Below are 13,156 nucleotides of genomic sequence, written 5' to 3' on the forward strand. Positions count from 1 at the left end.
TGCCAGACCGAGTTGTCTGCATCGCAGGCAAGCCAGCTCCTACAGTGACCGTGTTCCAACCGTATTACCGCAACACCCATAACTTGTGCCCTAACAACTACAACAAGGTATCGCTATGGAAGTCGCCGCTTCGGCGGGTGCATTGTCGCCCGCAAAAAACAACCTGTGGATCATCGTGTTCATCTTCTGCTTCCTCGGCCTGCTGATCGATGGTGCAGACCTGATGCTGCTGTCCTACAGCCTCAGCAGCCTCAAGGCCGAGTTCGGCCTGACCAGCGTCGAAGCCGGCAGCCTGGGCAGTTTTACCCTGGCCGGGATGGCCATCGGCGGGATTTACGGCGGCTGGGCCTGTGACCGTTTTGGCCGGGTGAGAACCGTGGTCTGGAGCATCGTGCTGTTCTCCGTCGGTACCGCGATCCTGGGCATGACCCACAGCTATTGGCAGTTCGCGAGTACGCGCTTTTTCGCCTCCCTCGGGCTGGGCGCGCTGTATGTGGCGTGCAACACGCTGATGGCCGAGTACGTCCCGACCCGTTACCGCACCACCGTGCTCGGCACCCTGCAGGCAGGCTGGTCGGTGGGGTACATCGTCGCCACGCTGCTCGCCGGCTGGATCTTGCCCAGCCACGGCTGGCGCTGGTTGTTCTATGTGGCAATCATCCCGGTGATCCTCGCCGTACTGATGCAACGCCTGGTACCGGAGCCGCAAGCCTGGATCAAGGCACAAGCCGAACGTGCCCGGGAAAAAGCCGAAGGCATCAAGCGCGTGTCGGCGAAGAAACCCGACGGCATGTTCAAGCTGATCTTCAGCGACCCCAAGGCCAGCCGCATGTTCATCCTCTGGGCGTTGACCGCAGGCTTCCTGCAGTTCGGCTACTACGGGGTCAATAACTGGATGCCGTCGTACCTGGAAGGCGAGCTGGGGATGAACTTCAAGTCGATGACCAGTTACATGGTCGGCACCTACGCGGCGATGATTTTCGGCAAGATCCTCGCCGGGCTCGCGGCAGACCGCCTGGGCCGGCGCCTGGTGTTCACAGTGGGCGCGTTGGGCACGGCGATTTTCCTGCCAGTGATCGTACTGTTCCAGAGCCCGGACAACATCCTGTGGATGCTGATTGTGTTCGGCTTCCTGTACGGCATTCCCTACGGCGTGAACGCGACCTACATGACCGAAAGCTTCGAAGCGAAATTTCGCGGTTCGGCAGTGGGCGGAGCCTACAACATTGGCCGGATCGGTGCGGCAGTGGCACCGGCCGCCATTGGCTTTTTGGCGTCCCATGGCTCGATCGGCGTAGGATTTTTGGTGATGGGCGGCGCGTACTTTATCTGTGGCGTGATTCCGGCGCTGTTTATCCGCGACAAGCAGTTTGACCCGCAAAAACAATAAGCCCCACACCGGGGCCAGCGGCAACGCGGCCCCGGCTATAAGACGTGCGGCAGTTATACCCTCAAGCAAACCGGGCTAGACTGTACGTCAGTCCTACGGAACTGAAGGAACAGTACGACGCTCTCACCCAGCCTGTAAGACAGTTTTGTGCTTAGAGGCTCATACGTTTATGAAAACACCGACCCAGACCAACGCAATTGACTTCGACAGCGCCAAATTGCAACGCCTGGGCTTTGGTCAGCCTTCCCTTCTCACACGACGCCCCGCCACGGTTGCGCAACTTCGCCAGCAACTGGGCATGCAGTTGCAAACCAGCCTGGAGCCGGAGCACATTCTTGCGCTGTTCTTCCGCGAGATCCAACGCCTGGTGCCGCTGGACGCCCTGCAATATCGTCACGAAGCCAGCGACCTGCGCCTGGAATATGGCCACCGTGGGCATCACTCAGTGAGCTATGCCCTGAGCCACGAAGGCGAACACCTCGGCGAACTGGTATTTCGGCGCAACCAGCGCTTCATCGAAGACGAGTTGGCCAACCTGGAGTCACTGCTGGCCACCCTGCTTTACCCGATGCGCAACGCCCTGCTCTATCGCGCGGCCACCCGTAGCGCCCTGCGCGACCCGTTGACCGAAACCGGCAACCGCATCGCCATGGACCAGACCCTGCAACGGGAAATCGACATGGCCCGGCGGCACCTGCAACCGTTGTCCTTGCTGATGCTGGACATCGACCATTTCAAGCACATCAACGACAGCCACGGTCATGCCACAGGCGACAAGGTGCTCAAGGCGGTCGCCGCCTCGATCAAAAGCCAACTGCGCAATGTGGACATGGTGTTTCGGTTTGGCGGGGAAGAGTTTCTGATCCTGCTGTCGAATACCGGCCGGGACGCGGCGTCGATGGTCGGCGAGCGCTTGCGCCAGGCGGCACAGGCTCAGGATTATTGGGCGGATGAGGAACGTATCGAATTGACAGTGAGCCTGGGCTGCTCGACCTTGCTGGCCGCAGAGTCGGCCGAAAGTCTGTTGCGCCGGGCAGACAGTGCTTTGTACGTGGCCAAGCGCGAAGGCCGCAATCGCCTGGCAATGGCGGGGTAAGCTACCCCGCCATCACACCGTTTACGCCTCGCTGGCAACCAGTTCCGGTTGTTTGCGGGGGGTGGTGGCCACCGATTTTTCCAACTGCATGCAACGTTCCAGGAACAGGTACATGTAGTCGTAGCTCTTGCACACCGCCTGACGCAGCTCTACCTGCAGTTCCTTGGTCGGGTTCATGCCGGCCAGGGTGCAGATGATTTCCAGCGCTTCCCACGGGTGAGCGTCATCATACTGGGCATGCATCTTCAGCCACTTCATGGCGCGCTTGCGGTCTTCTTCAGGGAAAGCCGCGGCGTAGACACCGCTGGAACACACCACGGCGGACCACTCCCCAGTGGCCCCCTCGATGGCGTAGTTGGTGGCGGCAATCGCGACAATCAGCGAGTCGGCCGAGCTGGTGTGCCAGCACCAATGGCTCAGTGCATGCAGCTCCGGCGGAACCTCCTGTGCCTGCAACTCCTCCAGGCTGACGCCATGGGCGCGGGCCCAATGCACCCAATAATCGGCGTGGTTGAGTTCCACACGAATATTGCGCATCAGCCAGCGGCGCGCCATGTCCTCCCCAGGATGGCGGGCAAATTTGGTCTTGGTGAGGTTCTGTGCCATGTACAACGCAAACTGTTCAACCACTGGCCAGCCACCAATCAGGTAGTGACGCATGGTCTTGGCGCTGAGCTTGTTATCGCGCATGCGCTGGTACAGTTCGTGTTCGACAACGCGGCGCTTGCTCTCGCTACAGGCCTGGATCAGCTGTTGCGCCCAGGCGGGGTAACTCGAGGCTTCCATAAGCGGGCCGGTTCTGTTGAATGTGTCGATCACTGTCGGGCTCCTTTTGATGTGTGATATGTACAGACCAGCAAATGTTTCATCGGAACGTGCCAGGCGCCCTGAATAACAGAGGCTGCGGTCGCACAGGTCGACACTGCAAACTATCAAAGGTAAACAACTGCGGTCGCTCGATCAGGTAGCCCTGAGCATAGTCAACCCCGATCTCAAGCAAGGCTTGTTCGATCTGGGGTGTCTCGACAAATTCGGCAATTGTGCGCTTACCCATGACGTGGCCGATGTGATTGATCACTTCGACCATTGCGCGGTTAATCGGGTCGTCCAGCATATCCTTTACGAAACTTCCATCGATCTTCAAGAAGTCTACAGGTAAATGTTTAAGATATGCGAACGAGGACATCCCGGCGCAGAAGTCATCCAGGGAGAAATAGCAGCCTAACTCTTTGAGCTCGTTAATAAAACGAATCGCACTACCCAAATTCGAAATAGCGCTGGTTTCTGTAATTTCAAAACAAATCATTTCTGGTGGGATGCCGTAGGCTTTGAACTGCTCACGCAAAAACCCGAGAAAGTCCTCATCACCAATGGTAATGCCTGACAGATTGATCGCACACATGGCCATGGGCCGGCCCGGGCGCTCACGCATGCAGCCGGCGATGATCTTGAACACGTTTTCCACCACCCAGCGATCCAGGGATGTCATCAGGCCGTAACGTTCGGCGGCCGGGATAAAACTGTCCGGCAGGATGATCCGCCCTGCTTCGTCATGCAGGCGCAGCAGTATTTCGATATGCCCGGCGCCCCGCTCCGTGTGCCCCAGGGACGCAATTTCCTGGGCGTACAGGCAAAAACGGTTTTCTTCCAGGGCCATGTGCAGGCGCTGTACCCAGGCCATCTCGCCAAAGCGCAGGGACAATTCCGAGTCATCGGCGTGGTACACCTGCACCCGGTTGCGGCCCTTCTCCTTGGCCATGTAGCACGCCATGTCGGCGGCCCGCAGCGAGGTTTCCAGGGTGGTCGGGACTTGAGTGATGTGCACCAGGCCGATACTTACCGTGGTGACAAACGGCCGGCCTTTCCACACAAAGTGCAGGCTTTGTACGGTATGGCGCAGGCTTTCGGCGATTTTTTCCGCCACCGACGCCGGGCAGTTCTCCAGCAGGATTCCGAACTCGTCGCCGCCCAGCCGGGCCAGGGTGTCGCCTTCGCGCAGGTCGGACTGCAACAGGGCGCAGATATGCCGCAACAGTTCATCACCCGCCGCATGCCCGCACGTGTCGTTGACCAGCTTGAACTGGTCCAGGTCGAGGAACATCAACGCGTGGCGCCCGGTTTGCTGGCGCCCGACATTGTGCAACACCTGTTCCAGGCGAAATTCAAATTCGCGGCGGTTGGCCAGGCCGGTCAACGCGTCGTGGGTCGCCTGCCAGGACAGGTTGGCGATGTACTGACGTTCCTGGGTCATGTCATGCAGCACCAGCACCGCACCGACCACTTTGCCGGCACTGCGGATCGGCGCCCCCACCAGGGTGACCGACACCGTGGTGCCGTCCAGGCGCTGGATCAGCTTCGAATGCTCGCTGCCACCGCCGAGCTGCCCACTCAGTATGTGTTCGATAAGGGTAAAGCCGTCGTCCTGGGCGTTTTCATCCAGCAGGTTGAACAGTGCGGCGAGTGGCAGCCCCTGGGCCTGGGCGGCCCTCCAATGGGTCAAGGCCTCGGCTGCCGGGTTCATATAGGCAATGGCGCCGTCGACATCGGTAGTGATCACTCCGTCGCCAATCGACTCCAGGGTGATCTGCGCCCGCTCCTTCTCCAGTTGCAGGGCATCGGCAAATGCGTGTCGCTGGGCCAACAACTTATGGGTGCGCAGCAGCGCCAGCACGATCAAGCCCAGTGCCGTGGCCAGGTTGGTCACCAGCAGCAGGCGCAGAATCATCCGCGAGCCTTCGCCCAACGCATCACTGAAGGCCTTCGCAGCCGGTGTCACACCGTCGTTGATGGCGAAGATCCGCTCCTTCCAGCTGCGCACGTCGGCGCTGCTGACCTGGCTGGCCAGGATCGCCCGGTGCATCTCCTGCGCCAGGTCGTCCAACTGCACCAGGTAGCCGTCGCCCACGGTCCACAGTTCGATGGCTTTTTCCAGGTAACTGAAATGACGAAAGTTGAGGTACAGCCAGATCAGGCTGGAAACGTCGTCACGGTGGTTGCCGCCCTTGAGGATGCCCAGGCGCGCTGCGGTCAGGTCCGGGGTCGGGCGGTCGAGGGCCAGCCGCAGCTCATGCCCGCCCTGGGGCACGGCAATTGCGTTCTGGTATTTGAGGAACGTGGCTTCGTCGCGGTTATCGGCGTACAGCGTGAGGTAAAAGATCGCGTCTTTCTGGCCCTTGGACCACAGGCTTTCGCCCGCCACATACCCGCGCACCGCCGAGAGCACGTAAAGACTGACGCAGCCTAACAATGCCTGGAACAGTACAACGGCGATAAAGGGCCAGACGATGCCCAATAACCGAGGGGTTCCGAGAGTCTGCTTTTGCTTCATGAGGTCCCTTGCACATGCACTACTAAAATACGCACGCGAGTGAAAACCGCTCCTGATAGTTCAGCGTAGGCTAAATCACCGCACTTGTTGCAAGTGACCGTAAAGTTTGGCGTACAGGCCGCCATCAGCAATCAGCTGTTGATGGTCGCCATCTTCGGCAATGTGCCCGCCATCAAACACCAATACCCGATCCGCCTGCTTCACCGCCGACAGCCGGTGGGCGATGATCAAGGTGGTACGGCCACTGAGAAACCGCGCCAGCGCCTGATGCAGGTTGTATTCGGTCGCCGCATCGAGCGCCGAGGTGGCTTCGTCGAGTATCACCACTTTTGGCTCCGCCAGCACCATGCGTGCAATGGCCAGGCGCTGACGCTGCCCGCCGGAGAAGCGCACGCCGGAGCGCCCCACCACACTGTCCAGGCCCAATGGCAGCGCCCTGACGGTTGCGTCCAGCTGGGCAATTTCCAGTGCCTGCCAGCACGCCTGGTCGCTGCGCTCGCGGCCCATGGTCAGGTTGGCGCGAACCGTGTCGTTGAACAGCGCGGGGTGTTGCAGCACCACGGAGACATTTTCGCGAATCGTCTCCAGGCCGATTTCCTGCTGGGTCGCACCCCCAAAGCGGATGGTGCCCGCCTGCGGTGTATACAGCCCCAGCAACAGTTGCACCAGGGTACTTTTACCGCCGCCACTGGCACCGACGATTGCGACTTTTTCACCCGGGGCAATGTTCAGGTTCAACTGGTCGAGCACCAGGTCTTCGCCGTAGCCGAAGTTCAGGCCACGCACCTCGATGCCAACGGTCTCGCGCCCGGTAAACGGATCGGCGCCACCGGCGTATTGCGGTTCATCGGCGCGGGCCAGCAGTTCGTTGATTCGCGTCAGCGCCCCGCCCGCTGCGTAGTAGGCGTATTGCAGGTTCAGCAGTTGTTCCACCGGGCTGATCATGAACCACAGGTAACTGAACACCGCGAGCATCTGGCCGATGGAAAGGTCGGAAAACAGCACCGTCAGCATCGCCGCGGCGCGGAAAATGTCGATACCAAACTGGAACAGCAAACCACTGGCGCGGCTCGACGCGTCGCTTTTCCACTGGGAATTGATCGCAAAATCCCGCACTTCCTGGGCACGCTGGCCCAGGCGCCCGAGGAAAAAGCGCTGGCGGTTGCCGGCGCGCACTTCCTGGATCGCATCGAGGGTTTCGGTCAACGCCTGGGTAAACCGCGAAGTGCTGTCGTTTTCCAGCTTCTTCAGGTGCTTGACCCGCTTGCCCAACTGCACCGTGGCGTAGATCACCAACGGGTTGAACAGCAGGATCAACAGCGCCAGCTTCCAATGCATCCACATCAGGATGCCCGAGGTGCCCACTAATGTGAGCATCGCCACCAGGAAACGACTGAGGGTTTCACCCACAAACTTGTCGACTGTGTCCAGGTCGGTGACCAGGTGTGTGGTCACCGTGCCGCTGCCCAGGCTTTCGTATTCGCTGAGGGAAATGCGCTTGAGGCGCTCGATCAGCCGTACGCGAATGCGATAGACGATGTCCTTGGCCAGCCGCGCAAACAAGCGCGCCTGCAGCACGTTGAACACCAGGGCGCCGCAACGCAACAGCAAGGTCACCAGCAGCATCAGGCCGATATAACCGGCGGCCTTCTGCCAACCCAGGGGCAGCGCGTGGTTCATCACCTTCAGTGCAGCGTCGCCGTGACCCAGCAGCACTTCATCTACCAGCAACGGCAGCAGCAACGGGATCGGCACGCTGCACAGGGTCGCCAGCACGGCAACGCCATTGGCGACCCACAGGGATTTTTTGTGATGCAGGGCCAGTCGGCGGATTTCGGCCCAGGTCAGGCGGTCAACACGCTTGGGTTGCTCTACGGGATCTGGCTGATCATGCACAGGCAGCTCGCTCCAGCCAGCGACTCAGCAAGGGCGACAACTCGGACAGCGGCTGATAGCCGTTGGTCAGCAGCGCCAACTGCCCATTACGCTCTGCCAGCAAAGTCGGGAAACCGGCGATGCCCAAATCCTGGACCCAGGTGAAGTCTGCCGCGGTGGCCGCATGCTGGTCGGCCCGGTCGAAAGCCTCGGCGAACTCGATACGCGGCACGCCGGCGGTCTCGGCCAGCTCCACCAGTACGTCGGCGCGGGTCACGTCGCGACCCTCGACGTAGAACGCCTGCTGGATCAGGCCCAACAGTTTCCAAGCGCAATCCGGCGCCAGGCTGCGGGCGGTGACCACGGCGCGGCAAGCCGGCTCGGTGTCGTACACAAACCCTTCAGGCAGCGCGCCCTCGACCTTGAACGGCTGGCCGGTGGCGTCGGTCACCGCCTGCCAATGCTCAAGAATGTAGCGCCGGGTAGTCGGCTCCAGCGCCGCGCCACTGCCGGTGCGCAAGCCCCCCACCACCAAATGCAGCTCCACGCCTGCGGCCTGGGCCTGCTCAACCAGCGCCTTGGCCACTGGGGCAAAACCCCAGCACCAGGAGCACATCGGATCCATTACATAGAGCAGGCGCGCGGACATGGCTCAGGCCTCGGAGGATGTAGATTGCTTGTAGTTGTAGCCTATCGGGTGCGGCATATTGCGGGCCTTGGCCAGTTCAATCTGCTTTTGCCGGTCGATCGCGCTGCGACGGGTCTTCTCGGAAAGCTTATCCCAGCAATGCGGGCAACTGATGCCAGCCACGTAGTGTTCGGATGCACGGTCTTCTACGCTGACCGGTGTGCGGCAGGCATGACATTGATCGTAGTCGCCTTCGCTCAAGTCGTGGCGCACGGTCACCCGATTGTCGAACACAAAGCAGTCGCCCTGCCATTTGGTTTCTGCCTGCGGCACCTCTTCGAGGTACTTCAGGATGCCGCCCTTGAGGTGATACACCTCGTCAAAACCCTCGCCGAGCATGTAGCTCGAGGCTTTTTCGCAACGAATGCCGCCGGTGCAGAACATGGCGACTTTCTTGTGTTTGGCCGGGTCGAAGTTGGCTTTGATGTAGTCCGGAAACTCGCGAAAACTGGTGGTCTTCGGGTCGATCGCGCCTTCAAAGGTGCCGATGGACACTTCGTAGTCGTTGCGGGTATCGATCAGCAACACTTCGGGGTCGTTGATCAGCGCATTCCAGTCTTGCGGGTTGACGTAGGTGCCGACTTTTTTGTTCGGGTCGACACCTTCGACGCCCAGGGTCACGATCTCTTTCTTGAGCTTGACCTTGGTGCGGTAGAACGGCTGCTCGTCGCAGTACGACTCTTTATGGTCGATGTCGTCCATGCGTGGGTCGTTCTTGAGCCAGGCCATCAAGCCATCAATGCCTTCGCGGCTACCGGAAACAGTGCCGTTGATGCCTTCTTCGGCGATCAGCAAGGTGCCCTTGATGCCGTTGTCGACCATTGCCTGCAACAGTGGCTCGCGCAGGGCGACGTAATCTTCGAGGGTGACGAACTTATACAGTGCCGCCACGACAATCGGTTGAGTCATGGGTGTTATCTCCAGGTGGCTACCCTCGTAAAGGGTGAACCGGATGCAAAAAAAACGCGCCGACTAAGCAGCGCGTTGCGGATTCTAACAAAAATGGCGACGATTATGGACCGCCTCTTACTGTGGCGAGGGAACTTGCTCCCTCACCACATCAAGCTGATGTGCCACAGTGTCAGTGTCCGCCGGCGCAGGTCGGCGAGGCCGGGGCTGCGTCGATTTTCGCCCACTCTTCAGGCGTATAGGTATGCAGCGCCAACGCATGGAATTCGCTCATCAGGTCACCCAGCGTGGCGTAGACCTTCTGGTGGCGCTTGACGCGATTGAGCCCCTCGAACTGCTGGCTGACCAGCACGGCCTTGAAGTGGGTCTGCAACCCACGGCTGTGCATATGGCTTTCATCCAGCACGCTCAAGTGTTCCGGGCTCAGGGCGACAAGTGCCGATTCGATACGCTGTTGCATGGTCATTCCTGTTTACTTCTTCTTGGCCGGGGCTGGGGCTTTTGGCGTCAGCTCGTTGGTCATGTCTTCCAGCAGCTTGTTCACCACAGGTACCGCGCTTTCCAGCTTGGCCTGGGTCATCTGGGCCGATTGCTGGGTCAGCTGCGGCATTTTTTCCAGGACTTTCTTGCCCAGTGGCGACTGATAGAACGCAACCAGGTCCTTGAGCTCGGATTCGCTGAAGTTGTCGGTGTAGAGCTTGACCATGTCCGGCTTGAGCTTGTTCCAGCCGATGGCCTGGTCCAGGGCAGTGTTGGCCTTGGCCTGGTAGGTGTCCAGGACGGTTTGCTTGGAAGCAGGCGCCTTGGTCTGCTCGAAACGCTGGGCGAACATTTGCTGCACTTGCATGTACACCGGGGTACCCAGCTTGTCGGCATGGGCCAGGGTAAGGAAGGCTTCGGCACTGGCGTTGTGGCTGGCGGTATCGGCAAAAACCTGGCCGCTGGCACATACCAGAGCAACCGCGGTACAGATGGCACGAAGACGAGTCATCGAGTTTCCTTTTCTAGCAGGCGAGGTAAGACCCCAAGGGCGCCCATTCTGCGCCTAAAAAACGCCGCGGCTCAACCCCACGCCTTATGGGGCCTGGTTTTGCGGTAGATAATCCGATGAAAAGTCTTTAATGGAACCCTCAAGGTCCATCACGGCCTAAACTGCGCAAACGAACCTGAAGGAGTGTGCCCGATGAGCCGTATCGAAACCGACAGCCTGGGAGAAGTGCAAGTCCCGGATGACGCTTACTGGGGTGCGCAGACCCAACGCTCGCTGGTGAACTTTGCCATCGGCGACCAGCGCATGCCCCTGGCCGTGCTGCACGCCCTGGCCTTGATCAAGAAGGCTGCGGCCCGGGTCAACGACCGCAATGGCGACCTACCCGCCGACATCGCCCGGCTGATCGAACAGGCCGCCGACGAAGTGCTCGCCGGCGAACACGACGACCAGTTCCCCCTGGTGGTGTGGCAGACCGGCAGCGGCACCCAGAGCAACATGAACGCCAACGAAGTAATCGCCGGCCGTGCCAACGAGCTGTCAGGCAAGCCCCGCGGCGGCAAGAGCCCGGTGCACCCCAACGATCACGTGAACCGCTCCCAAAGCTCCAACGACTGCTTCCCCACGGCCATGAGCATCGCCGCCGTGCAGGCCGTCACCGAGAAGCTGTTGCCGGCGATCCGTGAGCTGTCCGGTGGCCTGGCGGAACTGTCGGCGCGGCACATGAAGCTGGTGAAAACCGGCCGCACCCACATGATGGACGCCACACCTATCACGTTTGGCCAGGAAGTCTCGGCTTTTATAGCGCAACTGGATTACGCCGAACGCGCGATCCGCAGCGCCCTGCCCGCCGTGTGTGAACTGGCCCAGGGCGGCACCGCCGTCGGTACCGGGCTCAATTCGCCCCACGGCTTTGGCGAGGCGATTGCCTCGGAATTGGCGGCGCTGTCGGGCCTGCCGTTTGTTACCGCCCCGAACAAATTTGCCGCGCTGTCGGGCCATGAGCCGTTGACCACCTTGCACGGCGCGCTGAAAACCCTCGCCGTGGCCCTGATGAAAATCGCCAACGACCTGCGCCTGCTGGGCTCCGGCCCACGTGCCGGGCTGGCCGAGGTCAAGTTGCCGGCCAATGAGCCGGGCAGCTCGATCATGCCCGGCAAGGTCAACCCGACCCAATGCGAGGCGTTGTCGATGCTGGCCTGCCAGGTGCTGGGCAACGACGTGACCGTCGGCTTTGCCGCAAGCCAGGGCCATTTGCAGTTGAACGTGTTCAAACCGGTGATCATCCACAACCTGCTGGAGTCGATCCGCCTGCTGGCCGATGGTTGCAGCAACTTCCATGAGCACTGCATCGCCGGGCTTGAACCTGACGCCGAGCAAATGGCCGCGCACCTTGAACGTGGCTTGATGCTGGTGACGGCACTGAACCCGCACATCGGCTACGACAAGTCGGCCGAGATTGCCAAGAAGGCCTATGCCGAAGGGCTGACCCTACGGGAAGCGGCGCTGAAGCTTGGCTACCTCACGGATGCAGAGTTCGACCAGTGGGTGCGTCCGGAAAACATGCTGGAAGCCGGTCATTAAGACGCCAACCGTGCACGCCGGGCCTTGAGCCCGGCGAACAACGACGGTGCCAGCGCCACGGTAGCGGAACCCAATACAACCAACACGGCCCCACCGTAGCCGAGGGCATTGATGTCTTCGGCGTGCACATAGTCGGGCCATATCCAGGCCGCCAATGCCACCGCGACGAAAGTTACCAGCGGCGTCATTGCCAGGGTAGCGCTCACGCGCGAGGCTTCCCAGTGGGCCAGGGCTTCGGCGAATGCGCCGTAGGCAATCAGGGTATTGAAACAGCAGGCCAGCAGCAGCCAGCCTTGCAGCGGGTTCAGTTGCAGCGCCTCCATCGGGTGTGCCCAGGGTGTCAGCAATAGCGCGCAGGACAGGTAGATCACCATCATCACCTGCACCGAATTCCATACCGTCAATAACTGCTTCTGGCCCAGGGCGTAGAAGGTCCAGATGGTGGTGGCCAGGAGAATCGTCAGTACGCCGGCGGTGTAGGTGCCCAGGGAGGTCAGCAGTTCGGTCAGGCGCTGATTGAAAAACAGGCCAAAGCCGGTGATCAGTATCATTAGGCCCACGCCTTGGCCGAGGCTGAAGCGTTCCTTGAACACAAAGACACTGGCGATCATCAGGAAGATCGGGCCCACCTGCACCACCAGTTGCGCGGTGCCGGGACTGAGCAAGTTCAGGCCTACCAGATAGAGCACATAGTTGCCCATCAAGCCGCACACAGCGATTGCCAGGAGCCAGCCGCCTTTTGGCCCGAGGGCGCGCCAGTTGGGCAACCGCCGGACTGCGCCAAGGTAGACAAACAGGCAACTGCCGGACACGACCAGGCGAAACCAGGTGACGGTGACCGGGTCCATCACCTGCAACACTTGTTTGAGTTTGATCGGCAGAATGCCCCAGAGCAGCGCGGTCAGCAGGGCCAGGGATAAACCGTAGACCCAGCGGCCCGATGAGATATGCATGAATGCCCCGAATGCCAGAGGTGGAGGAGGTGCATTCTAGAGGGATGCCGGGGGTGGGTGTATATCCGTTTTTGCGGTGATGGTTGATACGTGTTCCGCCCTTACGGTGGGTCACTAAAGCGGCTTCGTTTTTTCTCTGAAAGCACGGCCCACCGTAGGAGCTGGCTTGCCGGCGATGGCGCCACCTTGGCGCATCTGAAAAACCGAGTTGCCTGCATCGCCGGCAAGCCAGCTCCTACAGCTTTTGCCCTGGCTTTTAACACTCAGGTCGGCTTTCAGGCCGCCGTGCTCTTGCTCTTGATCTTGATCTAACTGCCCCATTCAGCCCGAGGCCGAACGCAGGGA

11 protein-coding genes are annotated in these 13,156 nt (G+C 60.5%); 3 read left to right on the plus strand and 8 right to left on the minus strand.

Translation table 11 applies throughout. The features are described 5' to 3' along the window. The first annotated feature begins 115 nt into the window (after positions 1-115). Complete coding sequence (locus tag ACZRN6_RS00130; RefSeq protein WP_464006946.1) at positions 116-1,390, plus strand: MFS transporter; 1,275 nt, start codon at positions 116-118, stop codon at positions 1,388-1,390. Between the two features lie 169 nt (positions 1,391-1,559). Further along, positions 1,560-2,486 carry a GGDEF domain-containing protein gene (locus tag ACZRN6_RS00135; protein WP_322144166.1) on the plus strand — a complete coding sequence of 309 codons (927 nt, stop codon included), beginning with the start codon at positions 1,560-1,562 and terminating at the stop codon, positions 2,484-2,486. 21 nt (positions 2,487-2,507) lie between these two features. On the opposite strand, the gene ACZRN6_RS00140 is transcribed toward ACZRN6_RS00135, so the two are convergent. The 7 genes from ACZRN6_RS00140 to ACZRN6_RS00170 all read right to left on the minus strand — a co-directional run bounded on the left by ACZRN6_RS00140 (position 2,508) and on the right by ACZRN6_RS00170 (position 10,277). Next, entirely contained in the window at positions 2,508-3,272 is a 765-nt protein-coding gene (locus ACZRN6_RS00140; protein ID WP_416152114.1) for a TenA family transcriptional regulator, read from the minus strand. A gap of 79 nt (positions 3,273-3,351) precedes the next feature. Beyond that, complete coding sequence (locus ACZRN6_RS00145; RefSeq protein WP_464006947.1) at positions 3,352-5,814, minus strand: EAL domain-containing protein; 2,463 nt, start codon at positions 5,812-5,814, stop codon at positions 3,352-3,354. Between the two features lie 75 nt (positions 5,815-5,889). Continuing rightward, positions 5,890-7,710 carry an ABC transporter ATP-binding protein gene (locus tag ACZRN6_RS00150; protein ID WP_322144163.1) on the minus strand — a complete coding sequence of 607 codons (1,821 nt, stop codon included), beginning with the start codon at positions 7,708-7,710 and terminating at the stop codon, positions 5,890-5,892. Further along, a complete protein-coding gene (locus ACZRN6_RS00155; protein WP_322144162.1) occupies positions 7,703-8,338 on the minus strand; it encodes a DsbA family protein in 636 nt (211 codons plus the stop codon). The genes ACZRN6_RS00150 and ACZRN6_RS00155 overlap by 8 nt, the downstream gene beginning before the upstream one ends. Before the next feature lie 3 nt (positions 8,339-8,341). Next, a complete protein-coding gene (gene trhO, locus ACZRN6_RS00160; RefSeq protein WP_464006948.1) occupies positions 8,342-9,286 on the minus strand; it encodes an oxygen-dependent tRNA uridine(34) hydroxylase TrhO in 945 nt (314 codons plus the stop codon). Between the two features lie 172 nt (positions 9,287-9,458). After that, complete coding sequence (locus tag ACZRN6_RS00165) at positions 9,459-9,752, minus strand: BolA family protein (protein WP_003216739.1); 294 nt, start codon at positions 9,750-9,752, stop codon at positions 9,459-9,461. Positions 9,753-9,758: 6 nt separating this feature from the next. Then, on the minus strand, positions 9,759-10,277 hold the full coding sequence (locus ACZRN6_RS00170; RefSeq protein ID WP_322144160.1) for a DUF2059 domain-containing protein: 519 nt from the start codon (positions 10,275-10,277) through the stop codon (positions 9,759-9,761). Positions 10,278-10,469: 192 nt separating this feature from the next. Between ACZRN6_RS00170 and ACZRN6_RS00175 the strand changes: the two genes are divergently transcribed. Then, entirely contained in the window at positions 10,470-11,858 is a 1,389-nt protein-coding gene (locus tag ACZRN6_RS00175; protein ID WP_464006949.1) for a class II fumarate hydratase, read from the plus strand. On the opposite strand, the gene ACZRN6_RS00180 is transcribed toward ACZRN6_RS00175, so the two are convergent. Further along, positions 11,855-12,811, minus strand: coding sequence for a DMT family transporter (locus ACZRN6_RS00180; protein ID WP_322144158.1), 957 nt, complete (start codon positions 12,809-12,811; stop codon positions 11,855-11,857). The genes ACZRN6_RS00175 and ACZRN6_RS00180 overlap by 4 nt on opposite strands. Positions 12,812-13,156 lie beyond the last annotated feature (345 nt).

The organism is Pseudomonas sp. A125 (genome assembly GCF_055409485.1).